The sequence below is a fragment of the Geothrix sp. 21YS21S-4 genome (assembly GCF_030845995.1).
In the GTDB taxonomy this organism is placed as follows: domain Bacteria; phylum Acidobacteriota; class Holophagae; order Holophagales; family Holophagaceae; genus Geothrix.
The window spans coordinates 2169864-2193738 of the sequence record NZ_CP132719.1; the positions used below are offsets into that span (position 1 = coordinate 2169864).

The 23875-nt window shown below is 68.7% G+C and carries 27 protein-coding genes and 1 tRNA gene; 15 read left to right on the forward strand and 13 right to left on the reverse strand.

Translation table 11 applies throughout. The annotated features are described in order from the left end of the window. The first annotated feature begins 19 nt into the window (after positions 1-19). From RAH39_RS09890 to RAH39_RS09905, 4 genes are all read left to right on the forward strand, one after another. On the forward strand, positions 20-742 hold the full coding sequence (locus RAH39_RS09890; protein ID WP_306589935.1) for a TetR/AcrR family transcriptional regulator: 723 nt from the start codon (positions 20-22) through the stop codon (positions 740-742). Positions 743-815: 73 nt separating this feature from the next. Next, positions 816-1244 carry an ExbD/TolR family protein gene (locus RAH39_RS09895; protein WP_306589936.1) on the forward strand — a complete coding sequence of 143 codons (429 nt, stop codon included), beginning with the start codon at positions 816-818 and terminating at the stop codon, positions 1242-1244. Next, on the forward strand, positions 1241-2056 hold the full coding sequence (locus RAH39_RS09900) for an energy transducer TonB (RefSeq protein ID WP_306589937.1): 816 nt from the start codon (positions 1241-1243) through the stop codon (positions 2054-2056). Before RAH39_RS09895 ends, RAH39_RS09900 begins: the two co-directional genes overlap by 4 nt. Positions 2057-2072: 16 nt before the next feature. Next, on the forward strand, positions 2073-3254 hold the full coding sequence (locus RAH39_RS09905) for a hypothetical protein (protein WP_306589938.1): 1182 nt from the start codon (positions 2073-2075) through the stop codon (positions 3252-3254). 78 nt (positions 3255-3332) lie between these two features. Here RAH39_RS09905 and RAH39_RS09910 read toward each other — a convergent pair whose 3' ends face one another. The 4 genes from RAH39_RS09910 to RAH39_RS09925 form a co-directional block, all read right to left on the reverse strand. Beyond that, complete coding sequence (locus tag RAH39_RS09910) at positions 3333-3851, reverse strand: hypothetical protein (protein WP_306589939.1); 519 nt, start codon at positions 3849-3851, stop codon at positions 3333-3335. 52 nt (positions 3852-3903) lie between these two features. Continuing rightward, positions 3904-4428 carry a dihydrofolate reductase family protein gene (locus RAH39_RS09915; protein WP_306589940.1) on the reverse strand — a complete coding sequence of 175 codons (525 nt, stop codon included), beginning with the start codon at positions 4426-4428 and terminating at the stop codon, positions 3904-3906. A 63-nt stretch (positions 4429-4491) separates the two neighbouring features. Further along, positions 4492-5625: a lipid-A-disaccharide synthase gene (gene lpxB, locus RAH39_RS09920; protein WP_306589941.1), complete on the reverse strand. Its 1134-nt coding sequence runs from the start codon at positions 5623-5625 to the stop codon at positions 4492-4494. Next, complete coding sequence (locus tag RAH39_RS09925) at positions 5622-6299, reverse strand: dsRNA-binding motif domain-containing protein (RefSeq protein ID WP_306589942.1); 678 nt, start codon at positions 6297-6299, stop codon at positions 5622-5624. Before RAH39_RS09925 ends, lpxB begins: the two co-directional genes overlap by 4 nt. Positions 6300-6327: 28 nt before the next feature. On the opposite strand from RAH39_RS09925, the gene RAH39_RS09930 reads away from it, so the two are divergent. From RAH39_RS09930 to RAH39_RS09950, 5 genes are all read left to right on the forward strand, one after another. Beyond that, the gene (locus tag RAH39_RS09930) at positions 6328-6690 is read left to right on the forward strand and encodes a DUF2203 domain-containing protein (RefSeq protein WP_306589943.1); all 363 of its coding nucleotides are present in this window, start codon (positions 6328-6330) and stop codon (positions 6688-6690) included. Continuing rightward, positions 6691-7071: an MGMT family protein gene (locus tag RAH39_RS09935; protein WP_306589944.1), complete on the forward strand. Its 381-nt coding sequence runs from the start codon at positions 6691-6693 to the stop codon at positions 7069-7071. A 33-nt stretch (positions 7072-7104) separates the two neighbouring features. Next, positions 7105-7341: a phosphoribosylformylglycinamidine synthase subunit PurS gene (purS, locus tag RAH39_RS09940; RefSeq protein WP_306589945.1), complete on the forward strand. Its 237-nt coding sequence runs from the start codon at positions 7105-7107 to the stop codon at positions 7339-7341. Continuing rightward, entirely contained in the window at positions 7341-8039 is a 699-nt protein-coding gene (purQ, locus tag RAH39_RS09945; protein ID WP_306589946.1) for a phosphoribosylformylglycinamidine synthase subunit PurQ, read from the forward strand. The genes purS and purQ overlap by 1 nt, the downstream gene beginning before the upstream one ends. Positions 8040-8156: 117 nt before the next feature. After that, positions 8157-9014 (forward strand): AraC family transcriptional regulator, encoded by an 858-nt coding sequence (locus tag RAH39_RS09950; protein WP_306589947.1) that lies wholly within the window; start codon positions 8157-8159, stop codon positions 9012-9014. 47 nt (positions 9015-9061) lie between these two features. On the opposite strand, the gene RAH39_RS09955 is transcribed toward RAH39_RS09950, so the two are convergent. Then, positions 9062-9421, reverse strand: coding sequence for a hypothetical protein (locus RAH39_RS09955; protein ID WP_306589948.1), 360 nt, complete (start codon positions 9419-9421; stop codon positions 9062-9064). Between the two features lie 154 nt (positions 9422-9575). Between RAH39_RS09955 and RAH39_RS09960 the strand changes: the two genes are divergently transcribed. The 3 genes from RAH39_RS09960 to RAH39_RS09970 all read left to right on the forward strand — a co-directional run bounded on the left by RAH39_RS09960 (position 9576) and on the right by RAH39_RS09970 (position 12288). Then, positions 9576-9761 carry a hypothetical protein gene (locus RAH39_RS09960; RefSeq protein WP_306589949.1) on the forward strand — a complete coding sequence of 62 codons (186 nt, stop codon included), beginning with the start codon at positions 9576-9578 and terminating at the stop codon, positions 9759-9761. A gap of 81 nt (positions 9762-9842) precedes the next feature. Next, on the forward strand, positions 9843-11261 hold the full coding sequence (gene glnA, locus RAH39_RS09965) for a type I glutamate--ammonia ligase (RefSeq protein WP_306589950.1): 1419 nt from the start codon (positions 9843-9845) through the stop codon (positions 11259-11261). A gap of 40 nt (positions 11262-11301) precedes the next feature. Further along, a complete protein-coding gene (locus RAH39_RS09970) occupies positions 11302-12288 on the forward strand; it encodes an Lnb N-terminal periplasmic domain-containing protein (RefSeq protein ID WP_306589951.1) in 987 nt (328 codons plus the stop codon). Positions 12289-12301: 13 nt separating this feature from the next. Here the strand turns inward: RAH39_RS09970 and purL are convergent, their stop codons facing one another. Next, the gene (gene purL / locus RAH39_RS09975) at positions 12302-14602 is read right to left on the reverse strand and encodes a phosphoribosylformylglycinamidine synthase subunit PurL (RefSeq protein ID WP_306589952.1); all 2301 of its coding nucleotides are present in this window, start codon (positions 14600-14602) and stop codon (positions 12302-12304) included. Between the two features lie 61 nt (positions 14603-14663). Next, positions 14664-15806: a PilZ domain-containing protein gene (locus RAH39_RS09980; RefSeq protein WP_306589953.1), complete on the reverse strand. Its 1143-nt coding sequence runs from the start codon at positions 15804-15806 to the stop codon at positions 14664-14666. 140 nt (positions 15807-15946) lie between these two features. Here RAH39_RS09980 and RAH39_RS09985 point away from each other — a divergent pair, with 140 nt between their 5' ends. Continuing rightward, complete coding sequence (locus tag RAH39_RS09985) at positions 15947-17539, forward strand: B12-binding domain-containing radical SAM protein (RefSeq protein ID WP_306589954.1); 1593 nt, start codon at positions 15947-15949, stop codon at positions 17537-17539. A 74-nt stretch (positions 17540-17613) separates the two neighbouring features. Here RAH39_RS09985 and RAH39_RS09990 read toward each other — a convergent pair whose 3' ends face one another. After that, positions 17614-18171: a hypothetical protein gene (locus RAH39_RS09990; protein ID WP_306589955.1), complete on the reverse strand. Its 558-nt coding sequence runs from the start codon at positions 18169-18171 to the stop codon at positions 17614-17616. After that, positions 18171-18896, reverse strand: a complete 726-nt coding sequence (gene pyrF / locus RAH39_RS09995; protein ID WP_306589956.1) for an orotidine-5'-phosphate decarboxylase — start codon at positions 18894-18896, stop codon at positions 18171-18173. The genes RAH39_RS09990 and pyrF overlap by 1 nt, the downstream gene beginning before the upstream one ends. Positions 18897-18999: 103 nt before the next feature. Between pyrF and RAH39_RS10000 the strand changes: the two genes are divergently transcribed. Continuing rightward, positions 19000-19905, forward strand: coding sequence for a hypothetical protein (locus RAH39_RS10000; RefSeq protein ID WP_306589957.1), 906 nt, complete (start codon positions 19000-19002; stop codon positions 19903-19905). Positions 19906-19915: 10 nt separating this feature from the next. On the opposite strand, the gene RAH39_RS10005 is transcribed toward RAH39_RS10000, so the two are convergent. Then, a complete protein-coding gene (locus RAH39_RS10005; protein WP_306589958.1) occupies positions 19916-21862 on the reverse strand; it encodes a M1 family metallopeptidase in 1947 nt (648 codons plus the stop codon). 91 nt (positions 21863-21953) lie between these two features. On the opposite strand from RAH39_RS10005, the gene RAH39_RS10010 reads away from it, so the two are divergent. Next, positions 21954-22030, forward strand: a tRNA-Met gene (locus RAH39_RS10010). 294 nt (positions 22031-22324) lie between these two features. On the opposite strand, the gene tnpA is transcribed toward RAH39_RS10010, so the two are convergent. The 3 genes from tnpA to RAH39_RS10025 all read right to left on the reverse strand — a co-directional run bounded on the left by tnpA (position 22325) and on the right by RAH39_RS10025 (position 23854). Continuing rightward, positions 22325-22753 carry an IS200/IS605 family transposase gene (gene tnpA, locus RAH39_RS10015; protein WP_306592105.1) on the reverse strand — a complete coding sequence of 143 codons (429 nt, stop codon included), beginning with the start codon at positions 22751-22753 and terminating at the stop codon, positions 22325-22327. A 142-nt stretch (positions 22754-22895) separates the two neighbouring features. After that, positions 22896-23258, reverse strand: a complete 363-nt coding sequence (locus RAH39_RS10020; RefSeq protein ID WP_306589959.1) for a GIY-YIG nuclease family protein — start codon at positions 23256-23258, stop codon at positions 22896-22898. Beyond that, positions 23255-23854, reverse strand: a complete 600-nt coding sequence (locus RAH39_RS10025) for a DUF2239 family protein (RefSeq protein WP_306589960.1) — start codon at positions 23852-23854, stop codon at positions 23255-23257. The genes RAH39_RS10020 and RAH39_RS10025 overlap by 4 nt, the downstream gene beginning before the upstream one ends. Positions 23855-23875 lie beyond the last annotated feature (21 nt).

Genomic DNA, 23875 nt, shown 5'->3' on the forward strand with positions numbered 1-23875 from the left:
GGAGCCGCGGCGTGCAGGGATGGCGTCCTATCACGCCATCCTGGAGGCGGCGGCGGGGCTGTTCCAACAGTTTCCGTCGAACGCCATCGCCCTCCGCGACATCCTGTCGCTCTCCGGCGTCAGCAATCAGACGCTGTACAACTACTTTCCCGCCGGCCGGAACGACGTGGCCCTGGTGCTGCACGACCGGTTCCGGCGGTCGGTGGTGGCGGATTTCTCGCGCCATTGCCGCGCCCTGGACTGGTCAGCGCTCTCCGACAGCCAGGACACGACGCACGCCCTCAGCGCCTCGCTCGCCCAGACCGCCTTCAGCTGCCTGTCCCAGGACTTTTGCCTCCAGTCGGCGCTGTTCCACTACCTGCTGGCGCATCGGCTGGTGGCGCCGGCCTCGCATTTCCGGGAATTGGAGGAAGTCCTCGCGCAGCAGATCGTCCTTCGGTACGGCGAGCGGTTCCAGAAGCAGCAGTTGGCCCTGACGACGAGCCTGAGCGTGGCCTGCCTGGTGTGCACCGTGGAGGTCGCGCTGGGAAACCCCGAGTTCCCTCTGGACACCCTGGAATCCAGCGCCCGCAAGCTCGTGCAGACCCTCCTGCTATCGGGAATCCACGAAAACGGCTCCAGCGGCGGAAGCCACCCCGCCCTGCTCTATCCTCCCTCCGTCGCCGTGGTGGGCGCGCCCATCAGCCCCCTCAAAAGACAGGTTCTCCTGGCCCGGATGTTCAAGCGGAAGCGGCTGCCCTGAAGCGATCGAACGCAGCCGCGCCGCAGCCCGCTCCGCCCCGCGCTAGACTGGAACTCTTTCGTTCGAGGTGCCCGTGGCGTTCACTCCAGGCAGCAGGCGCGGCGCGATGGCCGACATCAACATGACGCCGCTCATCGACGTGATGCTGGTGCTGCTGATCATCTTCATGATCGCGGCCCCCATGATGACCACCGGCGTGGACGTGAAGCTGCCCGAGAGCCGCACAGGGCGGAACCTGGAGAGCGAGGCGCTGACCGTCACGGTCACCTTCGACGGGCGGCTCCAGTTCGACAAGGCCTTCGTGGCCCTCCCCGTGCTCGCCAACCAGCTGAAGGCCCGCGCCCAGAGCGGCGGCAAGCGGCCGGTCCTGGTCCGTGCCGACCACAACGTCCCCTACGGCCGCGTCATCCAGGTGGTGGATGCCATCCGGGACGCGGGCTTCACCCAGGTGGGCTTCGTCACCGCGGCGGCCCCCGCCGTTCCCATCGCCGACGCCAAATGAGCCAGGACCTCCAGGCCTACCTCCGCAGCCGCGCCCACCTGGGCGAACTGCGCTGGGGCGCCGGGCTGGGACTGAGCCTTGGGCTGCACCTGGCCGTGGGCCTGGCCTTCTTCTGGCCCCGCGGCGGTGGCGCGGACAAGGTCGAGGAAGCCAAGGTCACCTGGGTGAACCTGCCGGCGGCCATGGCCGGCGCCTCCGGGGGCTCCGAAGCCATGGAAGTGGGCAAGACCGGCGAGCGCCTGCGGCGGGTGGAGGAAGTGGCCCCCGTCCGCGAAACGACCCCTTCCGCGACGGCGCCCGATCCGTTCGCCGCCAAGACCACCAAAGCCGCGGCCAAGGGCGACAGCAAGGACACGGCCAGCCAGGGGACGGGAACCACCGCCGCCAAGGGCAAGACCGCGGCTCCCAACCCCGTGGCGGGGGCCGTGGGATCCGGGAACGGCGCCGCGTTCGGGGCGGGCAGCGGCATTCCCGGACTCAACCCCAGCTCCGGCGTCCAGGGCGGCGTGGGGCTGGTGGGCGGAGTCGACGGCGATTTCCCGTTCGTGTGGTATCTCCAGCAGGTCCAGGCCCGGATCACGTCCAACTGGAACCGCGTCTCCAGCACCCAGGGCCGCGTCCAGATCTACTTCCGCATCGGCCGGGACGGCACCGTGGACCGCGTCCGGATCGAGGTCCCCAGCGGGAACGCCGCCATGGACGAGAGCGCCCGGATGGCCGTCCTCCGCGCCGCCCCGCTCCAGCGCCTGCCGGAGGGCTACGAGGGGGCCTACCTCGGCGTCCGCTTCTGGTTCACGTACCTGGGCAACTGAACGGTACACTTCAGGGATGCTTCCTCTTCTGCCCTTGGTTGCCGCCCTCGTCCAGGTCCAGACGGCGCCTCCGTGCACCGTCACGGCGGAGCCGCGCGAGGTCCGGCCCGGCGACTCGGTGCTCCTGACCTGGAGCTGCCCCCAGGTTTCCCGCGTGCGGCTGGAACCCGGCGGAATGATCCTTCCCGGAGGCTCCCAGGTGACGCTGCGGCCCTCCTACACCACCACCTACCGGGTCTTCGACGCAGCCCCCGGCGGATCCGAGTTGGGCCACGCGGAAGTCCGCATCGTGCCCGGCCTGCCCCTGGGCGAGCCCGCGCGGGTGTGCGCCTTCGACGCCAGCGCGCAGTCGGTCCTGCCCGGCGATCCCGTGGTCCTGAAGTGGGAGTGCGCGGGAAGCGCCAAGGTCCGACTGGAGCCCGGCGGCCTTGAACTGGACGGCAAGAGCGAAGTCACCGTCACGCCGCTGGAGAGCACCCGCTACACCCTGACGGCCACCAACGCAGCCGGCGGCCAGAGCCGCACCGTCGAAGTGGCCGTTCTGGGCAAGTTGGCGAAGGCCGCCACACCGATGGTGTGCACCTTCGACGCGAGTGCGCCCGTGGTGAAGCCCGGCGAACAGGTGGAACTCCGCTGGGTCTGCCAGGGGGACGCCAAGGTGCGGCTGGAACCCGGCGGTCTGGAACTGGACGGCCAGTCCGCCATCGCGGTGGTGCCCGACAGGACCACCGTCTACACCCTCAGCGTCAGCAACCTGATGGGCGGCTCCTCCCGGAGCCTGGAAGTCCGCGTGGAAGCCCCGCGCCGCGTGCTGACGGAAAAGGACCTGAGCGATCCGGAGGAGGCCGTCAAGCCGCTGGAGCGCATGGATCTCCAGGAAGCCCTCAATCGCGGCGCCGCCCAGCGCGCCGCCGCGCCCGAAGGCGCCTGGACTCTGCGGCTGGTGGTCTCCGGCCACGCGCCTGGCCTCAAGCAGGTGGCCCGCGCCGCTGGCTCCAGGACGCCGGACATCCTCGTCCTGCCCTACCTGCGGCCGGATGGCTTCCGCTGGTGGCAGGCCTGCTACGGCACCTTCGCCTCCCGAGCGGAGGCCCAACGGGCATGGAAGCAGGCGCCGGCTCCCCTGCGGAAGGCTTTCCACGACGCCCTTCCCCTGCGCCTTCAGAAGCTGCCGGGCGACCCGCCAAAAGCGATGTAGACCCCGCCTGAAGTGAGCACCACCCCTCTACCCGTGAAGGCTCCACTTCCCCGCTGATCGTCTTGGCGCTGGCTCTTTTCAGCTCCGGATGACTTCCACCTCGAAGACCTCGCCCACCATGTCCGGATCGAGGGTGTCCACGATGAAGTAGATGGTGTGGGGCTCGCCGTCGGGATTTCGGTAGGTGGCCCGCGGTTCTCCGCTGGGGATGCGGTTCTGCAGGAGGCCGGGCTCCTCACGGCCCCAGGCGTTCACGCCCAGGACGCGGAACCAGGCCTTTCGGCCCTCGACCACCTGGACTGCGACCTTCCCTCCGGCAGGAACCTCGATGGCGTAGGCTCGCCATCCGCTGATGTCGGGAATCTTGTCGCGGACCCGCACGCTGCCCGCCGGCAATTGCAGGGCCGGGATGGAGGGCCCCTGCCGGGCGTTCCTCCGCATCTGTCCCTGGAGATCGCCGCCCGCCCCAGCATCCGGAACACGGGGGACCATCGGCCCGCGGGCCGCGCGGGGCAGATCCTTGGCGTCCACCACCCGAAGCGGCGCCGCAGGCGACTGGAACAGAAGTGCGGGAACGGAGAGCAGCCAGGGAATCAAGGGAACCTCCGACGTTTAGATGCCGCGATAAGAAGGAAGGATCACCGGAAGGTCAGGGGAGCACGCGGTACTCGCTCTGGACCAGTCCGCTCGGGAAGGCCCGGGTGGCGACGTGGCGGAGAGCCATATCGTGGGGCAGGGCGCCGAAGAGCGGGATGCCTTCGCCGATCAGCACGGGGACCCGGGTGATGATCAGACGGTCGATCAGCCCCGCCCGCAGAAAGCGCTGGATCGTGATACCGCCGTCCACGTAGAGATTCATGACACCGCGTTCCGCCAGCCGGGCCACGATCTCCGCCGGCAATCCGGCCATCTGTTCGACTGCGCTTCCCGTGGAACTCGGCAACTGGAGGGGACGGCTGCTGAGCACCACCACCCGCTTGGAACCGTAGGGCCAGGGATCGAAGGTCAGCACCTTGTCGAAAGTGTTGCGGCCGATGATCAGCGCATCGACACTCGCCATGAATTCGTCGTAGCCGTGGGGCTCCCCGCCTTCATCCGGCAGCCAATCCAGGTCGTGGTTCCCCCGCGCGAGGAACCCGTCCACGCTGACGCCCACAAACACGGACACAGTCATGCAACCTCCCCGTCTTGGGTACCTCGAGGAATGAAAATAACCGAGCCTATCGCTTCCGGGGCGCTACTCCCCCAACTTCCGGAGGAGGTCGTCGGCGACGCGCCCTGCAGCGCCCGGCTGGCCCAGGTGGCCGCGCACCTCGGCCAGATCGGCGCGGATCTGGGCGGCTTCGGCGGGATCCAGCAGCCGCGCGAGCTCCTGGCCCAGCCGCTCCGCGTTGACGTCCCCCTGCACCAGCTCGGTGGCCACTTCGCGCCGCGCGACGACGTTGGCCAGGCCGAAGTGGGGCAGCTTCACGACGTGCCGCGCCACCTGGTAGGTGAGGGCGTTCAGCTTGTAGACGATGGCGAAGGGCGTTCCCAGGAGGGCGGTCTCCAGGGTGGCGGTGCCGGAGGCCACCAGCGCCGCGTCCGCGTAGGCCCGGGCGGCGTAGGCGCGCCCCTGGACCAGCGTCACCGGCGCCTCGCCGAGATGGGCGCGCACGAAGCCGGATTCCAGCGTGGGTGCGATGGGCAGGACCCACTGGACCTCCGGCCGTGAACTCCGCCAGTTCCGCGCCAACTCCGCCATGGGCGGAAGGAGCCGCTGGATCTCGCCCCGCCGGCTGCCCGGGAGGAGGGCCACCAGGGGCCGCGCGGGGTCCAGGCCCGTCTCCGCGAAGAAGGCCGCGCGATCGCACTCGGGCTTCACCACTTCCACCAGGGGGTGGCCCACGAACCGGGCATCCACCGGATAGCCGCGGAACAGCTCCGGCTCGAAATCGAACAGGCAGTAGAGGGTGTCCAGGGTGCGCCCCAGATCGGGAATGCGCCCCTTCTTCCAGGCCCACACCTGGGGGCAGACGTACTGGTGCAGCGTCACCGCCGGCGCCTGTTTGCGGAGGGCCTTGGCCAGGCGGAGGTTGAAGCCGGGGTAGTCGATGAGCAGGGCGCCGGAGACGGCCTCCTCTCCAGCGGCGGCCAGGATCTCGCCGAACAGCCGGTTCAGCCGCGGGAGGTGGCGGATCACCTCCACGAAGCCCACCACGGCGAGGTCCTTCACGTCCGCCAGCTTGCGATCGAGGAAGGGCGTCATCCGCGGCCCTCCCACCCCGATGACGCGGAGGTCGGGGCGGCGGGCCTTCAGCTCCCGCAGGAGTTCCGCGCCATGCAGGTCCCCGGAATCCTCCCCCGCCACCACCAGCAGCGGACCCGTCACGGGCGGCCCTCGGAGTTCCAGTGCCGTCCGAACACCAGCTCGCCCTCGGGGCCCGCGGGGCGCGCCACAGGGGGCAGATCCGCGGGAAACAGCACGGGCGGATGGGCGACTTCCAGAACGGTCGCTTCGCGGCGGAAGGCCTCCGGATCCCGCGCGGGAAGGGCCATGTCCCAGCGGTAGCCCAGGCGCTGGAGGGGCCGGAGGTCGGAGGAGGGCTCGCACACGCCGCACCACAAGCGATCCACGAGGGCGTCCACGTCGGCCGTCGCCGGATGCCAGCAGAACCCCACGGCCTCGGCGCGGGCCTGCCGCAGGAGATCGGCCACCTCGGCTTCGGCGCCCCCTTCGATCCGCAGGGCCAGCTTGGTTCCGCGGCCCGACGCGGCCTCCAGCAGGGCCTCCAGGCGGCCCAGCAGGCGGAAGCCTTCTTCCCGGGTCGCGGGCCGGGGCGCGCAAAGGACGAGGAAATCGGGGTTCAGTCCCCAGCCGAGAGCCTCCACGCCCTCTTCGAGGGTTCCGTTCTGGGGCAGATGGATGGCGGGGATGGCCATGCCGCGTCGGACGGCCTGTCCCCATCCACCGTGGACGTCCCCATCCCAGGCGAGGGCCACGGCGCCCGCCGCGACCCACTCTCCGGGGTCGGAACGGGAGGAAATCAGGGGCACGAACCGCATGGGTTTATCATGGAGCAACGGAGGCACCATGGGCCGCATTTTCACCCTGGACGAAGCGCGGGCCATGATGCCGCAGGTGAAGGCGGTCACAGAACCTGTCTACACACTCGCTGCGAGCCTCGCCGAAGAACTCAGCCAGGCGGAGGACGCCAAGGACGAACCCCGGGCCGACGCCCTGCGGGAACGGCTCCAGACCCTCGTCCAGAGCTGGCAGCAGAGCATGCAGGACCTGGAGGCCGAAGTGAAGGGTCTCTGGCTGGTGGACTTCGATTCGGGCGACGGCTACTGGTGCTGGGCCTATCCCGAGGACGAGCTGGGCCATTGGCACAGCTATGAAGGCGGGTTCCGTTCCCGCGTTCCCGTGGACCAGCGGCCCGGCGTCCAGGCCTGAATGCCGAAGCCCCAGAAGCGCATCGAGCCCGGCGCCCCGCCCCAGGATTTTCGGGCGGCGGTTCTCGCGGTGGTGGCGCGGATCCCGCGCGGCCAGTTGGCGTCCTACGGCCAGGTGGCGCTCCTGGCGGGCTTCCCCCAGCGCCCGCGCCAGGTGGGGATGGTGCTGTCGGGCCTGCCGGAGGGCACGGATCTGCCCTGGCACCGCGTGGTGAACACCCAGGGCTACGTCCCCAGCCGGGGCCGGTGGTGGGGCGCCTTCGAGCAGATCGGGCGGCTGCGGGAAGAGGGCATCGAGGTGGACGACGAAGGCAATCTGGACCTGGAAGCGCACCGCTGGAGCGGAACGCCGACCAAGCCAAAGGCCCGTCGCCGCCCTTAGGTTCCGTCAGGTACACTGGAGGCGGAGGGGCCCATGAAGGTTCGCGTATCGGTGCAGTTGAAGCCCGGAATCCTGGATCCCCAGGGCAAGGCAGTGGAACAGGGCCTCCACGGCTTCGGCTTCGCGGTTGAGCACGTGCGCATCGGCCGCCTCATCGAGCTGGAGATCCCCGGCGACGATCCCGCCGAGGTGAAGGCCAAGGCCCAGGCCATGTGCGACAAGCTGCTGGTCAATCCGGTGATGGAGAAGGCCTCCATCGAGGTGGTCTGATGCGGGTGGCGGTCCCCGTCTTCCCCGGCTCAAACTGCGATCACGACGCCCTCCACGCCTGCGGGACGGTGATGGGCTGGGAGACGGTTCCCGTCTGGCACCAGGAGACCCGCCTGCCGGAGAACACCGAACTGGTGTTCGTCCCCGGCGGCTTCAGCTACGGCGACTACCTGCGCTGCGGCGCCATCGCGGCGCTGGCGCCCATCATGGCGGACGTGAAGCGCCACGCGGAGAACGGCGGACTGGTGCTCGGCGTGTGCAACGGCTTCCAGATCCTGTGCGAAGCCCAGCTCCTGCCCGGCGCCCTCCTGCGGAACGAATCCCTGCGGTTCATCCACGCCGACGTCCACCTGAGGGTGGAGCGGGCCCACCTGCCCTTCACCCGCGCCATGAAGCCCGGCGAGGTGTTCCAGGTCCCCATCGCCCACGCCGAAGGCAACTACACCCTGGATCCCGCGGACCTGGCGGATCTGGAAGCGCGGGGCGGCGTCGCCTTCCGCTACTGCTCGGCTGCCGGCCAGATCGGCGAGGATCACGTGCCCAACGGCGCGATGAACGGGATCGCCGGCATCGTGAACGTCGGCGGCAACGTCCTGGGGATGATGCCCCACCCCGAGCGGGCCGTGGATCCCAAGCTCGGCTCCACAGGCGGGCTGGGCATGTTCCGGAGCCTGGAAGCGGCCTTCAGCCGGCTCTGAGAGGCCATTTGGCCCCCGTCCCGGGGCTTGTGAAAATTCCATCCCCGCAAATTGGATTTCCTGTCATCCTTCCTGGGACGCCCCGGTGGGCATATCTATTTATTCCCGAGCCGAGCCATGAGCGAATCGGAAGCGAAGAACCTCCAGAACTTCACCAGCGGCCCCCTCCGCCTGGCGATCCTCAAACGGGACCCGGTCCCCTCCAAGCTGCTGCCCGCCCGGGACGCCTGGACGCTGCTGCAGCCCACCCACGCGGTGCGCGTCTGCACCAACGAGGACCGGGAAGAGGGCGTGATCCGCTCCGGCGACCTGGCCCTGCTGCTGCCGGGCTTCGGGCACACGCTGAAGCGCCACCACGCCAACACGCCCTTCGGCTTCACGGCGCTGTTCCTGGAAGGCCCCTTCCCCGAGCCGCTCCTGTCGTCGCTCCAGAATCCGCCGCGGAAGTGGCAGGAATCCAGCTTCGCGGTGCTCCGCAGCCTCAGCCTCAAGCAGCTGTTCAGCATTTTCAGCCAGGAGCTGTCGAATCCCGACGGCGTGCAGCTGATGACGCGCGAGCTGTTCCTCATCCTCCTGGGCGCCGAGCTGTCCCGCCTCACGGAGAAGGAGGACCGGGGCCGCTTTCCGTACCGCCTCAACCGCTCGACGCTACAGCTGGTCCTGGACCACATGGAAGCCCACATCGGCTCCAAGAACAGCGTGCCCGAGCTGGCCACCATGGCCCGCTGCACGCCGGATCACTTCATCCGCCTGTTCCGCGAAGCCACCAGCACCACGCCCCACCAGTACCTCATCGAGCGCCGCCTCCAGCGCGCGGTGACCCTCCTCGCCAACGGCGAGCGGCCGAGCGACGTGGCGCGGATCCTCGGCTTCTACGACGCCAGCGCCTTCACCCGCGCCTTCAAGCGCCGGTTCGGCGTGCCGCCGAGCGAATACGCCCAGGAGGCGTACGAGCGGCAGTTCCCCAAGAGGTAGCGAAAAAAAGGGCGCCCGCGGCGCCCTTTCACTTGATGCGGAAACGCCTACTTGGCGGCCTTCGCGGTGAGGTCCTTGGCCTTGGCCGCGCCCTTGCCCGAGCCCGACTTCCCCTTGGCTTTCGCCTTGTCGCTCCCCGCCTTGGCGGCGCTCTCACCCTCGGCCGTGGCAGCCTTCACCTTGTCGCCGGCCACCGGAACGCCGCCGGCCTTGGCGTCCACCTTGGTCTTGGCGGAGGAGGCCTTCTGATCGGCCTTCGCCTTGGCCTGGTCCGCCTTGTCGTCGGCCTTGGCCTTGCCCTTGTCGACGGCCGCGTCCGCGGCGCCCTTCAGGTCCGCCTTCGAGGGGATCTGGGCGACCAGCGCGAGGGAAGCAGTCATGAGCAGGACGATCGGGAAACGTTTCATCGGATCTCCTTGAAGGGGTGAACCAGCGTGCTCTGGGCGCCCGAACGCTGTCAACGGCCCGGGAGCCGCCTTCCGCCGATGGCCGGGCACCGTTCGCCGATCCCCGATTCCACGGTCCTGGAGGGCCGCCCACGCTGATCCCGGAGGTTCCCGCATGGCCGCATTCCTGCTCTGGCTCATCCTGCTGGCGGTCTGCTGGCCCCTGGCTCTCCTCGCGCTGATCCTCTATCCCCTGATCTGGCTGGTCCTCCTCCCCTTCCGCATCCTCGGATTCGCGGTAGAGGGGACCTTCGGGCTGGTGAAGGGGCTCTTCCTGCTGCCCGGGCGGCTGCTTCGCTGACTGCCGTTTTGACAGAACGGCAAGGTGGCCCTGTTTTGTTGATCTCTCGATCTAGAATGGCCGGGTCCCGTGGGAGGCCCCGTGTTCAACGGTTTCGAGCAGGCCCGGCAGTTCATCCAGGCGAAAGCGATCCGGATGATCGACCTGATCTTCAGCGACCTGTGGGGCCGCTGGCACCACGTCAGCATTCCCGCCTCCCAGTTCAACGAGCAGCTGATGCGCGACGGCGTGGGCTTCGACGGCTCCAGCGTGGGATTGAAATCCGTCAAGTCCGGCGACATGGTGCTCATCCCCGACCTGGCCACCGGGTTCCTGGATCCCTTCTGGGAAACACCCGCCCTCGGCTTCATCTGCTCCGCCTTCGAGGCCGACACCAAGGCTCCCTTCTCCGTGGACCCGCGGAACATTGCCATCCGCGCGGAGGCGTACCTGAAGGAGACGGGGATCGCCGACGGCAGCATCTGGGGACCGGAGTACGAGTTCTACGTCTTCGACAAGGTGAGCTACGAGAACGGCGTGAACACCGCCTCCTACCGCGTGGACAGCCGCGAGGCGGACTGGCACAGCGGCGAGGGCGGCCACGGCCACTTCATCCCCCTCCACGGCGGGTACCACGCCATGCCGCCCAAGGACCAGCTCTACAACCTCCGCGCGGAGATGTGCGCCGAACTGGAGCGCATGGGCATCGACGTGAAGTACCACCACCACGAGGTGGGCGGCCCCGGCCAGTGCGAGATCGAGACGCCCCTCTTCCCCCTGCTGAAGGCCGGCGACGCCACGCAGATCGTCAAGTACGTGGTGAAGATGGTGGCCCACCGCCGGGGCCAGACGGCCACCTTCATGCCCAAGCCGCTCTACGGCGAGGCGGGCAGCGGGATGCACTTCCACCAGATGCTGATGAAGGGCGGCAAGAACCTCTTCTACGACGAGCAGGGCTATGGCCGGATGAGCCAGGAGGCCCTCTGGTACATCGGCGGGATCCTCGCGCACGGCCCCGCGCTCCTGGCCCTCACCAATCCCAGCACCAACAGCTACCGCCGCCTGGTGCCGGGCTTCGAAGCTCCCGTCAGCGCGTTCTTCTCCCTCGGCAACCGCTCCGCCGCCATCCGCGTGCCCAAGTACGCGGACCAGCCCGAGACCGCCCGCTTCGAATTCCGCCCGCCCGACGCCACCTGCAACGTCTACCTCGCCCTCGCCGCCCAGCTCCTGGCGGGCATCGACGGCATCCAGAAGAAGATGGATCCCACCGCCCTCGGCTTCGGGCCCATCGATCAGAACATCTTCAGCTGGGACGAGGAGCAGCGGAAGAAGATCAAAAGCCTGCCCACGAGCCTCACCGAAGCCTGCGACGCGCTGGAAGGCGACATGGACTTCCTGCTGGCCGGCGGCGTCTTCGATAGGCTCCAGTTGGAGGATCTGCTCCGCCACCTGCGGAACCAGGAAGCCGCCGTCCGCAACCGGCCCCACCCCTACGAGATGGCGCTCTATTTCGAGGCCTGAGGCCACCGCCCCCGAGCGGCGCCCGCCGCTAGGATGAGGGATGGCCTCCCCATCCTCGGAATCACGCTCCCGCGGCTTTCGGCGCGCCCTGCTGGCGCTGCCTCTGGCCCTGTGGATGGGCCTAGCGTTGGCCCTGCGCCTGCCCCTTCCCCCGCTCCTGGCGGGGGCCGTGGGCCTGCTGGTGCCCTCGGGAGGGCTCGCGCTTTTGGCGCGGGGCCCCCGCGGCCGGGGCTGGGCCTGTTTCCTGGGCCTCTTCGCGGCGGTGTTGGGGGGTTACCTGGCGCTGCGCCCCTCCAATCACCGAGACTGGATGCCCGACGTAGCCCAGATTCCCTCCGGCACGATCAACGGCGACCGCCTCACCGTGCGCCACGTGCGGAACTGCCTCTACCGTTCGGAATTCGAGTACGAGCCCCGCTTCGAGGACCGCACCTACGACCTCAGGCGGCTCCAAGGGATGGATCTCTTCCTGGTGTCCTGGGGGCCCCGCCACATCGCCCACACCATCCTCTCCTTCGACTTCGGCGCGGGCGAGCACCTGGCTTTCTCCATCGAAACCCGCAAGGAGCGCCACGAAACCTACTCGGCCCTGCGGAGCTTCTTCCGGGAGTACGAGGTGTGCATCGTGGCGGGAGACGAGCGCGACCTCATCCGCCTCCGCACCAACCACCGCCATGAGCAGGTGCGGCTCTACCGCCTGGTCACGCCGCCCCAAGGCCCCCGCCTGCTGCTGGAGGACTACCTCGCGCGCCTCAATGGGCTGGCCGAGCGTCCCGAATGGTACAACGCCCTCACGGCCAACTGCACCACAGCCATCCTCGGCCCCGTCCGCCGGCACACCCGGCGGCTGCCCTGGAGCTGGAAGCTAGTGGCCAGCGGCCATCTGGACGAGTACCTCTACGACCAGGGCTTCCTGGACCGCAGCCTTCCCTTCCCGCAGCTGCGCGAGCGGGCCCTCATCAATGAGCAGGCTGAAAGGGCCGATCAGGATCCGGCCTTCAGCCTCCGGATCCGCGAGGGACGCTAGGGCCGTTTCGGGGTCAGCCCAGGGCCGTTTCCAGAGCTTCGGCGTGGATCGCCTTCAGGTCCGCGGCGGCGGCGTCCAGCAGGGGCTGGCCGTCCACGGCGAGGGTGACGCGGGCGCCGCCGGTGGTGCCGATCTTGGCGAAAGGCACGCGGTGGGCAGCGCAGAGGGTGGCGAGGCTGCCCTCGCCCTCGGGCCCGACGCTCACCACGATGCGCCCGACGCTCTCGCCGAACAGGAGGCTATCCAAGCGGAGAGTCCCCTTGGTCAGCATCAGCTGGCAGCCCATGTCTCCGCCAAACCCGCTTTCGAGCACCGCCGTCAGCAGGCCGCCCTCGCTGGTGTCGTGGGCGCTGCGGATCAGGCCCAGGCGGATGCCCTCGCGCACGCAGGCCTGGAGCCGCAGTTCCTCGTCGAGGCGCAGCTCGGGACAGGCCCCTTCGACCCTGCCGGTCCGCACTTTGAGGTACTCGCTGCCGCCCAGTTCGTCGCGGGTCTCGCCCAGAAGGAAGATCCCGTCGTGGGCCGCCCGGAACGCCGATCCGCAGATGCGGTTGCCGACCTTCGACAGGGCCGTGGCATCCGGCGCGTCCACGGCCACCTGCCCGGCGCAGTCCTCCACCAGGCCAACCGCCGCGATCATCGGTGTCGGGAAGATGCTCTGGCCTTCGGTGTCGTTGTAGAGGCTCACGTTGCCGCTGACGATGGGCACGTCGAGGGCGAGGCAGGCCTGGCGGATGCCCAGACAGCCCTGCTCGAAGGTCCACATGTTCTCGGGCTTCTCGGGATTGCCGTAGTTCAGGCAGTCCGTGAGGCCGATGGGCTCCGCCCCCACGCAGGCGAGGTTGCGGCAGGCCTCGGCCACGGCGTGGGCCGCGCCCCAGAAGGGATCCAGGTAGCAGAAGCGGCTGTTGCAGTCGCTGCTCATCGCCACGGCCTTGCCGGTGTCCTTCCCGGTTTCGTCCTTCACGCGGATGATGCCGGCGTCGCCCCGGCCCATGCCCAGCAGGGTGTTGCTCCGCACGGTGCCGTCGTACTGCTCGAAGATCCACCGATTGCTCGCGACGGTGGGCGCCTGGAGCACCTGACGGAGCGTCCGCTCCACTTCGGCGGGCTTCAGGTCCGCCGGCAGCGGCGCGGCGTTCACCGCATCCAGGTAGCCGGGCCGCTCGCGGGGCCGGTCGTATTTGGGGGCGGCGTCCACCAGGGGCTGGATGGGGAGGTTGATGACGGGCGCGCCGTGCCAGCTGCCGATGAAGCGGCCGCTGTCCGTGACCTCGCCCACCACACAGGCGTCCAGACCCCACTTGTGGAGGACGGCGATGATGTGGGGCTCGCAGCCCGGCCGGGCCACCAGCAGCATGCGCTCCTGGCTCTCGCTGAGCATCAGCTCGAAGGGCGTCATGCCCTCCTCGCGCTGGGGCACCTGGTCCAGGCGGATCTCCAGGCCCGTGCCGGCGCGGCTGGCCATCTCGAAGCTGCTGGAGGTGAGGCCCGCGGCGCCCATGTCCTGGATGCCGATGACCCAGTCCGTCTGGAAGATCTCCAGGCAGGCTTCGAGCAGCAGCTTCTCCGTGAAGGGATCGCCCACCTGCACCGTGGGGCGCTTCTCCTCGCTGCCCTCGCCGAATTCCGCCGACGCCATGCTGGCGCCGTGGATGCCGTCGCGGCCGGTCTTGGAGCCGATGTACATCACCTTGTTGCCGACGCCGGAGGCGAAGCCCTTGAAGATCTTGTCCGAGCGCAGCACGCCCAGCGTGAACGCGTTCACCAGGATGTTGCCGTTGTAGCTGGCGTCGAAGGCGGCGTCGCCGCCCAGCATGGGGATTCCCATGCAGTTGCCGTAGCCCGAGATCCCCGCCGCCACGCCCTTGACGAGGCCCTTCATCCGCGGCGCGTCCAGCTCTCCGAAGCGCAGGGAGTTCAGGTTGGCCAGGGGCCGGGCGCCCATGGTGAACACGTCGCGCAGGATCCCACCCACGCCCGTGGCCGCGCCCTGGTAGGGCTCGATGAAGCTGGGGTGGTTGTGGCTCTCCATCTTGAAGGCCACGGCCCAACCGTCGCCGATGTCCACCACGCCCGCGTTCTCGCCGGGCCCCTGGATGACGCGGGGGCCCTCCGTGGGCAGGTTCTTCAGGTGGATGCGGCTGGACTTGTAGGAGCAGTGCTCGCTCCACATGGCGCTGAACACGCCCAGTTCCGAATACGTCGGCAGGCGGCCGTCCAGGAGGCGCAGGATGACCTGCCATTCGTCCTTCGACAGGCCCAGCTCCAGAGCCAGGGATTCGGTGACGGCCGGTTCGTGCGCAGCGGACATGGAGGCTCCGGAAGCCTTGATTCTAGCGATTCCACGCCCTCCAAAGGAGGCTTGACTTCCCTCAGGGCGCCTCGGATTCCACCGGCGCCATCGGCGATTCGCCCCCCTCGTAGGTGCGGCGGAGCACGCCCTGGACCAGCCGCTGGAAGAAGGTCCCCCGCTCGGGATTGAACACGATGGAGACCGCCGCCTTGTGTTCGCCGCCCAGCTCCAGCAGCGGACCGCCCTCCACCCCCGCGGTGCCCAGCAGAAGGAGGGGCACCCGCCCCTGGGTCAATTCCGCCATGGCCTTCAGGCGCCGCCGCTCGTCCAGGCCCAGCGTGGGGAGGTGGTACAGGATCAGCGCCGGATTCTGGCCCAGAGCCTCCTTGAGGGCGGAGACCGTGGATGCCACCCGGCGGAGGGGCTGGAGGCCGCCGAGGAGGTTCTGCAGGCAGGTTTCCAGCGCGCCGTCGCCCGAGACCAGCACCAGGCCCTTGGGCCGGGGAGGCTCCGCCTTGCCGCCTTCTCCGGGGGCGGCGGTCTCCACGCCGCGGCGGGCGATCCGCTCCAGATCCTCCTCCCGCCGCTCGAAGACCCACCGGGACAGGGGATGGAGCACCCGCTCGTCCAGCTGCGGGCGGTATTCCACGCCGAAGGTCCGGCCGTGGACGTGGCGGACCTTCACGCGGGTGTTGATCCGGATGGCTTCGGTGAGGGGAATGGTCACCGCCATGTCGTCCCCGGGCTGGAGCTCCCCCTGGCCGAAGTCGCGGGTGCTGAAGACCCGCGCGCCGGTGGTGCTGATGTCCACCAGGGTGCCGGTCACCAGGTCGTACTTGGGGGTGCTGAAGGTGACGGGAACGCGGCCCACCCGCTCCACCCGGTAGGCCTTGCGGTGATCCTCCTCCTGCAGGAGCTCCGGGATCGCCAGGCGGAGGCTACGCCGGCCCTCGGCGATCCCGAACCCCTTGAGCTGAGTCGCGCCTTCCAGGAAGCTCACCCCGTGGGGGAAGCGCATCCGCAGGTCGGCGTTGCGCAGCCCGTAGGTGGCGTCCTCCCGGCCCATGGTGGCCGCGGCCTGAAGGTCCCCGCCCTCCAGCCTCAGGAAGGAGGATTCGAAACGGAGGTAGGGCGTCACGAGGATCAGCAGCTCCCGCCGGTCGCAGGCGCGCTTGAAGATCTCCTCGATGGTTTCAGGGTTGCGGATCAGATGGCCGGTCAAACCCCCTCCGTCGCAGCAATGATCGTTTTCATCCCAGCCTTCAGCCCGTACACTGGAAAGCTGCGCCTTTGGATCCCATGACGCCACCCCGAACTCTGCTTGCCTACAGCGCCCCCCGGAGCGGGTTTGGGGACGAGTGGATGACGTTTCTTCCCATTGGTCTCGGCTATTTGCAGGCGATGCTGAAGTCCAGGGACCTTCCCTGCCGCGTGGCGAACCTCAGCGGGAAGGGGCGGAAGGAGGTCGTCGCCTACTTCAAGGCCCAGGATCCGGCGGTGGTGGGGGTGTCGATGTTCACCTTCAACCGCAAGCGTTCCTATGAGTTGCTCGCCTGGGCGCGGGAGGCCTGCCCCGGCGCGATCCTCCTGACGGGAGGCCCCCACCCCACCCATCTGGCGGAGGAAGTCTTCGAAGATTGCCCGGCCCTGGACGCCATCGTGGAGGGCGAGGGCGAGACCATCCTGCTGGGCGTGGCCGAGCGCCTGAAGGCCGCGCCGGGGTCCCACCTGTGGAAGCGGACGCCCGGGCTGATCCTCCGGGACGGCCGCACCCCGGCCCAGCCGCCGCTGGAGGACCTGGACTCCGTGGGGATCCCCGCCGAACACCTGGAGGCGGACTTCCTGAACGACGTGGGGCAGTTGGCCTACCTCAGCACCAGCCGGGGCTGCCCGGCCACCTGCAACTTCTGCAACACGCCCGAGTTCTGGGGCGCCTCCATCCGCTTCCGTAGCGCGCCCTCGGTGCTGCGGGAAATGCGCCTGCTGCGCGAGCGGCACGGCTTAACCTACTTCAGCTTCCGGGACGACACCTTCACCGCCAACCGCGGGCGGGTGCTGGAACTGATGGACGGCATCCGCGCCAGCGGGCTCCACCCGCTCTGGAACTGCCAGAGCCGGGTGAACCTCGTGGACGAGGACCGCCTGGTGGCCATGAAGCGCGCGGGCTGCGAGTTCATGCAGTTCGGCGTGGAGCACGGCAGCGAGCGCGTCCTCGCCCTCCTCGACAAAGGCACCAACCTGCGCCACGCGCGCCGAGCCCTCAGCCTGGTGCGGAAAGTGGGCATGAACCTGGGGATCTACCTCATCACCGGCATTCCGGGCGAGACCTGGGCCGACGTGGAGGAGACCGCCGGCTTCATCCGCGATACCCGGCCCCAGGACTGCCAGATCAGCCCCCTGGCCCTCTATCCCGGCACCCGGATGTTCGACCAGTACCGCGCCGAGGGGCGCATCCGGAAGGACTTCTACCGCGCTTCGGGCGACGCCGAGATCTTCGCCCGCGTGGACGCCCACACGGAGAAGGCCCTCCGCCACCTCGACCGCGAGGCCCAGCAGGCGAAAGCGAAATCCAGGTTCACCCCCGCCGAGTTCGCCGACCAAAAGCGCTGGCTGGGCTTCTGCGCCGTCACCAACCTGCTCTGCGGTGAGGCTGCCGAAGAAGAAGGACGGTTCACGGAAGCCGAAGTCGAGTACGCCGAGATCATCGCCCAGGAACCCGCCAACCCCTGGGGGTTCATGAAGCGGGCCCTCCTGCGGGAGAAGCTGGGCCAGGCCGACCGCGCCCGCGCCGACCTCGCCGAAGTCCTCGCCCTCGCGCCCGGCAACCCCGAAGCCACCGAACTGGCCGCCCTCTGGGGCCTCAAGCGCGGGAAAACCCGCGCCAAAAAGCCCGCCCACGGACCCACCGCCGAGATGAAGGGCGCCGAAACCTACCTCGGCCGATCCAAACCGTAGAACGAATCAGCCGGACTTTCCCGTGGGGGTCCGGGGGTATGCGCGCAGCGCGGAACCCCTGGAGGATGAGGAAATCACTCGTGCTTCAGGTTCGGGCTGCGCTCCAGGATCATCGTGACCAGCCGCTCCAGCTGGTCCACGAGGAGGAACCGGAGGACGGGATCGGGAATCTCGCGACTCGCGCCTTCGCGGCGGGCGGGATCGCCGCCCCCGCGCACCACGAAAAAGAACAGGCCGGAGCGCTCCATGCGGGAGACCTGCTTCCACAGCAGGCGCCCGGAACCCAGGCGCCGCGCCAGGGGCGCGGGAAGGGCGTTGTGCTCCACGGACAGCCCGAGGTCGTCCACCAGCACCTGGGAGCCCTCCACCAGAAGCACGCCCAGGAGGGTGCCCACCAGCAGCAGGCTGCCCACCACCACCGCCCCGATGGCGGCGATGACGGCCACCCAGAAGGACCAGGTGGGTTCCCCCGCGGCGGCGGCCACCTTGAGGGAGGCCCGCAGTAAAGGCAGCCGCTCGGAGATCTGCGCCAGGGCCCGGACCCCCACCATCCAGGAGCCGGCGAACAGCAGGACCGCCATGGCCCGCTGGGCGAAGGAGGGACGGAAGACGAGGGGCGTGCTGACGGACATCAGGGTCGCATCTCCGCAAGAATGGCCTGGACCGCCCCGGCGGGATCCGGGGCGTGGGTGATGGGGCGGCCCACCACGAGCCACGTGGCGCCCTGCTGCAGCGCCTGGGCGGGCGTCATCACCCGCGCCTGGTCCTGCGCCGCCGCTCCCGCGGGGCGGATCCCGGGCGTCAATCGGTGGAACGTGTCGCCGCAGGCTTCGCGAATCCGCGCCGCCTCCCACGCGGAGCACACCACGCCGCCGCAGCCCGCCTCCCGGGCCAGCTTGGCGTAGGCGAGGGCCAGATCCTCGGGCCGGCCCGCATGGCCGAGGGCGGCCAGGGCCTGCTGATCCAGACTGGTGAGCACCGTCACCGCCAGCAGCTCCGTCCGGCCGCCCGCGGCCCGGTGGACGCGCACCGCTTCCGCCGCCGCTTCGAGCATGGCCACGCCCCCCTGGGCGTGGACGTTGACGAGCCGCGGATCCAGCCGCAGCACGGCCTGCAGCGCCCGCTGCACGGTGGTGGGGATGTCGTGGAACTTGAGGTCGAGGAAGACGGGCGCCCGCTTCTGGAGTTCTCCCACGAACGCGGGCCCCTCCGCGCAGAACAGCTCCAGCCCCACCTTCAGCATCCCTACCCGCCCCGCCAGCCGATCCGCCATGGCCAGGGCTTCCCGCGCCGTGGGCAGGTCCAGCGCGACGACGAGTCGCTCCCGCGGCGTGAGGTCGGCTGGGGCTGCGCTCAAGGAGACTCCCGTATGATGCTGAGAATTATTCTGCCATCAAGGGACCCCCGTGCCACCGACCGCGCCTCCCCCCGTTCCGCCCGCCGAGATCCGCCCCGCCCCGATGCCTGCCGCCGCCGAGCAGGAGCTGCGGTTCCTGGAAGCCTACGACTGGGAGCAGCCGCTCCCGGAGGCGCCCAAGGGCCCGCGGCACGCTTCTCTCCAATGGCTGCGCGTGGCCGCCGCCTTCGATCCCGAAGCGGGCCTGCCGCCCGATCCCTTTCCTTCGGGGGCGGCCCATCGGGAAGCGGGGGCCCTCCGGATGCTCCTGGCCGCCGGCAAAGAGGAGTGGGCGGGCCGCCTCGCCACCCAGCCCCTCCGCCAGTCCGGAACGGCCCTGGCCCTGTGGCGATGGGGACAGCGGCAGGTCCGGAACGGCCGCTTCCCAGCCGACATGCGCCGCCTATGGGAAGACCGTCTCCTGGCGGCGGGCCCGGCTCTTACGCGGGGCTATGCCCTGCGCCACGCTCTCTGCTGGGCGCTGGCCGAACGCGACGAGGCCCGGTTCGCCGCGATCAAGGACCGCGCCCCGGCCGGATCGGAGGCCGTCGTCGGCGGCTTCCAGCGGCTGTTCGGCCTGCTGGATGCCCCTTCGCCGGACCTGCGGCTGTGGGATCTGGCGGGCCTGGATTACGCCGACCTCCGCCTGGACCAGCTCGGTGCGGCGCGGGTGTGGATCTGTCCCGCGGACGACGCGCTGCCCGACCTACCCCCCGACGTGGCCTGGATCATCCCCAGCGCCGGGGCCGATCTGGACGAGCGGGGCGCCAGCCTGACCGAGGGCGTGGCTCAGGAAGCTGCAGGCCTCGCCGCGCGGCTGCGGGCCGCGGGCAAGAGCGCCCGGTTCGCCCCCAGCCGCGTCGCCTTTGAAACCCTGGGCCTGAGCTGGTTTCCCATCCTGATCGAGCTGGATTCCCGCGGGAACGTCCGCTCCATCCGGATGGGGGACGCCGCGCCCCGCCGTCCCTAGCGCCGACTTTCTAGCCGATTCCGCAGCCCTGCAGCCAGCTCGCCACCGTGCCCCACACCATCTGGGACCAGTAGTAGAGCCCGCGGCGGATCGGACGGGCGGTGTAGCTGGCGTGGAGGCGGTCCTTCAGCATCGGGTAGTTGCCGTCGGGATCCAGGACGGCCGCCACCACCGGCGAGTCGAACTCGTAGGTGATCCAGCGGTCCTGCCCATCCCACACCAGGCGCTGCTCCTCCCGGTTCTCCAGGCGCACCCAGAGCGTGATGGGCACGCGCAGGCCGCCCTTCCGCTCCAGGGTGATGGAGCCCACCCGCCCCGGGGCCGCGGGCTGGGGAACGGCGAACACCGGATCCTTGTCCGAGAACAGCCATCCGCCCTGCGTCACCTCCGCGGCCTTCACCGTGCGGATGGCGTAATCGAGGACGTCGGTCCCCTCCACGAAATCGCGCCAGAAGCCTGACAGGTCGCGACCCGACATGCGCTCGGCGATCCGCTTGAAGTCCTGGCGGGTGGGGTGCTTGAACGCCATCTCCTGCGCGTAGGCCCGGACGATCTGCTCCATCACGGGCCGTCCCAGCAGCGCCTCCAGCTGATCCAGGACCAGCGTGGCCTTGCCGTAGGCGGTGACGGAGTAGCTCTGGATGTTGAGGGTACGGAAGCCCTCCCGCGTCAGGGGATCCGCCGAAGGCAGGCTCCAGTAGCCCACCCAGTCCAGGATCCCCACGGGCGCCTGGAACCGCCGGCCGCTGAACAGGCTGTGGTAGCTGCGCTCCAGCGCCTTCTGCGTGAACCAGCTGGTGAAGCCCTCATCCAGCCACGGCTCCTCGACCTCATTGCTGGCCACCATCCCGTAGAAGAACTGATGGCCGAATTCGTGGATGGTCACCAGCTCGGGCATGCCCCGCTGCTGGAGCGGATCGAAGCCCACCGAGCCTGCGGTGATCAGCGTCGGATATTCCATCCCATCCGCCCCGGCGGCTTCCTTGGGCGTGTCGATCACCATCAGCGTCGGGTAGGGGTACTTGAAGCACCACTCCTCGCTCCACCGCAGCGCGTTCTCCACGGCGCGGCGCTGGCGCGGGAGGTTCCCGCGGTTGCGGTCGTCCACGAAGTAGAAGACCTGGACGCCGCGGTACTCGAACATCGCGGGCTTCCGCCAGCTCTCGTTGGGCATCACCGCCCACGCGAAATCGTGGACGTCCTCGGCGTGCAGCCGCCAGATCACGTTGAGCGGGCGCTTGGGGTCCTGCTCGATCTCCGTCACGAAGTTCGTCTGCGTCCCCGTGTGAGCGAGCCCCAGCGCGTTGGGCAGGGACAGGGCCACGTCGTAGACGCCAAAGTCGGCGAAGAACTCCGTATTCGCGTGGTAGGCGTGGCAGTTCCAACGGTCCCCCTGGTAGACGCCCACCTTGGGAAACCACTGGCCGGACATCAGGAAATCCCCCGCCCACCCGCTGCGGGCGAAGACCTTCGGATAGCGGTTCTCCCAGGCGATCTCCAGGTGGATCGTCTCGCCCGGCGCCACCGCCCGCGGCAGTTTCAGCCAGTGGACGGTCTCATCCTCCCCCGCGTGGCCCGTCAGCTCGTGCCCTTCCATCCGCGCACTGCGCAGTCGGCAGTAACCCCACGAATCCGCCTCGTTGGGGCGATCCAGCCGATCGTTCCGCAACCGTCCGCCGCTCTCCTTCACGAACAAGCTCTGGGGGCCCTTGAAGGCGTTGAGGTAGAGGTGCAGCGGCAGCTCCTGCGTGGGCGCCGTCCCCGTGTTCCGCCAGGACAGGACCTCCGTCCCCTCCAGCGTCTTGTGCTGGAAATCCAGCACCGCCTCGATCCGGTAGTTGGCGATGCGCGGCGACTTTGGCTTGTCGAACCACTTCTCCGTCGTCCAGGACCGCGGCGAAGCCCCCAGCCCCATGGCCGCGAACAGCACCAGCGCAGCCATCATGCGGCGTCCCATCGGACCCTCCCGAGCGTCCGTCGAGCATACCAACACCCGCGCCACATGCGGCCTTGCCTTCCCCCCCAAGCCTGCTACACTCAAGCTCTACCGCGGGGTGGAGCAGTCCGGTAGCTCGTTGGGCTCATAACCCAAAGGTCGCAGGTTCAAATCCTGCCCCCGCTACCAATCAGTGACGACCGGAGCCGAGCGCTCCGGTTTTTACGTACGTCCAAAACATTTCAGCAGGATTTGGATCTGCGAGTGGGATGTGGAGGACGCGACTTGATGTCGCGTCCGGAGCAGACCGGGGACGGCGGAGCCGGCCCAGTTCAAATCCCGATTGGGTGGGTCGCCTTCCATGTGAAGAAGTAAATATCCCCCGGCAGAGCCGGGGGCTTTATCAAGTGAGCCGCTCAAAGCGGCTAAGAGGGGTCGCTAACGCGGCCCCATTTCATCGGTGCCACCTCATGGTGGCCACCCCTACCAAGGCAACATCTGCTCCAAGCGCTGGTCCTCCCTTTCTTGTCGACGGATGTATTCCCGCACTGTTGCTTCGTCGCGCCCCACGGTCGATACGAAATATCCTCGGGCCCAGAAATGCTGCCCAACAAAGTTCCGCTTCCTCTCTCCGTAGACTCGAGCCAGGTGAATGGCGCTCTTCCCCTTGATGAATCCGATCACCTGCGATACCGAATACTTCGGTGGAATTGAAATCAGCATATGGACATGGTCACCCATCAGGTGCCCCTCAATGATTCGGCTTTCCTTCTGCTCTGCCAGCTTCTTCAGGACTTCTCCAAGGTGCGGCCTCAACTTCTCGTAGATCGTCTTCCTCCGACACTTCGGCACAAAGACCACGTGGTACTTACACTCCCATCTGGAGTGGCTTAGACTTTCTTCTGAGTCCATCTCAGTTCTCCTCATGTGTGCTTGGCGGCTCACATGAAGATTTCTGCGGTGGACTCCTGTATATGTCAAACATCTACTGCCTCCCCGGCACAGCCGGGGGCTTTCCTATGAGTTGGTAAGGAGCGACCGATCCTCGCGATAGCTAACGACCGGAAAGCCCTATCCCGCGGCAGGCCTCTTCCTTCAACATCCGCCGCCACTCCGCCACTTTTGCCTTGAGCGTCTCCTTCAGGACGAATGGGCTCAACTCCTCTTCGATGATTTCGAGGATGACGTAGTCAAACGCGGCTTCTCCGTACGTGCGCCACGCCTCCTGAAGGGCCTTATCCAGATGCCGTCCCTGGTTCAGTTGGATCCACAGTCCATTCCGGGTGGTGTCGAGGTTGAGGGAGGAGCCGGGCCAGGACTCGCCCGTCTCGATCCGCCGGACGGCGTAGATTCCCGGCCGCGGTTTCCGCTCCTTGTAGGCCCGGAGGGCCGCTTTTCGGTCGAACGCTTCACTCATTCCAAACCTCCGGTGATGCGATCCGTCGGCTCCGCCTCGAACGCGGGCTGGGCCAGTTTTCGGGCGTGATCCCGCACGTCCGGGGGCCAGATCGCGATCCTCGCCTCGAAGGCGTCCTGAGTGCCTGCGTAGAGCGCCCGGAGCGCTTCCTCGTAGCCGGGTTCGTCGCCCGCCAGGGCGGACATGAACCGATAGGCGCGTTCCTGGGCCAAGCGCTTGCGCTCGCCTGCGCCTCCGTGGCGGCGGGCCTCCTCCACCAATTTGCGCAGGGTGACCGAAGCCCCGCCAGGCTGGGTGTTCAGCCATTCCCAATGGCGGGGGAGGAGCGTTACTTCCCGCGGTACCACGCCCAATTTCGGGCGCCCTCTTCCCCGGGATTCCGCGGTGGGGGCAGGCGGAGCAACCCCTTCCTGTCCGCTTTCGCGCGGGTCGAGGTCGATCACCCGGCCCGTCCGATCGTCGAATACCAGCACGCTCGCCTGGGGCGCCTTCGCCAGGTGGGATCTCACCGCGGCGCCGACCTCCCGAAGCGCTCCGGAGGCAATCCGCCGAGAGCCATCGAACGCGGTGCAGGGAAGGAGGGAGGGATCGTCCATGAAGCGGCTCCGAAAGGTGAC

Coding starts and splice junctions, on each gene's coding strand:
- RAH39_RS09890 (WP_306589935.1), top strand. CDS start 20: ATGGCGTCCTATCACGCCATCCTGGAGGCGGCGGCGGGGCTGTTCCAA.
- RAH39_RS09900 (WP_306589937.1), top strand. CDS start 1,241: ATGAGCCAGGACCTCCAGGCCTACCTCCGCAGCCGCGCCCACCTGGGC.
- RAH39_RS09905 (WP_306589938.1), top strand. CDS start 2,073: ATGCTTCCTCTTCTGCCCTTGGTTGCCGCCCTCGTCCAGGTCCAGACG.
- RAH39_RS09915 (WP_306589940.1), bottom strand. CDS start 4,428: ATGACTGTGTCCGTGTTTGTGGGCGTCAGCGTGGACGGGTTCCTCGCG.
- RAH39_RS09925 (WP_306589942.1), bottom strand. CDS start 6,299: ATGCGGTTCGTGCCCCTGATTTCCTCCCGTTCCGACCCCGGAGAGTGG.
- RAH39_RS09930 (WP_306589943.1), top strand. CDS start 6,328: ATGGGCCGCATTTTCACCCTGGACGAAGCGCGGGCCATGATGCCGCAG.
- RAH39_RS09935 (WP_306589944.1), top strand. CDS start 6,691: ATGCCGAAGCCCCAGAAGCGCATCGAGCCCGGCGCCCCGCCCCAGGAT.
- purS (WP_306589945.1), top strand. CDS start 7,105: ATGAAGGTTCGCGTATCGGTGCAGTTGAAGCCCGGAATCCTGGATCCC.
- purQ (WP_306589946.1), top strand. CDS start 7,341: ATGCGGGTGGCGGTCCCCGTCTTCCCCGGCTCAAACTGCGATCACGAC.
- RAH39_RS09950 (WP_306589947.1), top strand. CDS start 8,157: ATGAGCGAATCGGAAGCGAAGAACCTCCAGAACTTCACCAGCGGCCCC.
- RAH39_RS09955 (WP_306589948.1), bottom strand. CDS start 9,421: ATGAAACGTTTCCCGATCGTCCTGCTCATGACTGCTTCCCTCGCGCTG.
- RAH39_RS09960 (WP_306589949.1), top strand. CDS start 9,576: ATGGCCGCATTCCTGCTCTGGCTCATCCTGCTGGCGGTCTGCTGGCCC.
- RAH39_RS09970 (WP_306589951.1), top strand. CDS start 11,302: ATGGCCTCCCCATCCTCGGAATCACGCTCCCGCGGCTTTCGGCGCGCC.
- purL (WP_306589952.1), bottom strand. CDS start 14,602: ATGTCCGCTGCGCACGAACCGGCCGTCACCGAATCCCTGGCTCTGGAG.
- RAH39_RS09985 (WP_306589954.1), top strand. CDS start 15,947: ATGACGTTTCTTCCCATTGGTCTCGGCTATTTGCAGGCGATGCTGAAG.
- RAH39_RS09990 (WP_306589955.1), bottom strand. CDS start 18,171: ATGTCCGTCAGCACGCCCCTCGTCTTCCGTCCCTCCTTCGCCCAGCGG.
- RAH39_RS10000 (WP_306589957.1), top strand. CDS start 19,000: ATGCCTGCCGCCGCCGAGCAGGAGCTGCGGTTCCTGGAAGCCTACGAC.
- RAH39_RS10005 (WP_306589958.1), bottom strand. CDS start 21,862: ATGGGACGCCGCATGATGGCTGCGCTGGTGCTGTTCGCGGCCATGGGG.
- tnpA (WP_306592105.1), bottom strand. CDS start 22,753: ATGGACTCAGAAGAAAGTCTAAGCCACTCCAGATGGGAGTGTAAGTAC.
- RAH39_RS10020 (WP_306589959.1), bottom strand. CDS start 23,258: ATGAGTGAAGCGTTCGACCGAAAAGCGGCCCTCCGGGCCTACAAGGAG.
- RAH39_RS10025 (WP_306589960.1), bottom strand. CDS start 23,854: ATGGACGATCCCTCCCTCCTTCCCTGCACCGCGTTCGATGGCTCTCGG.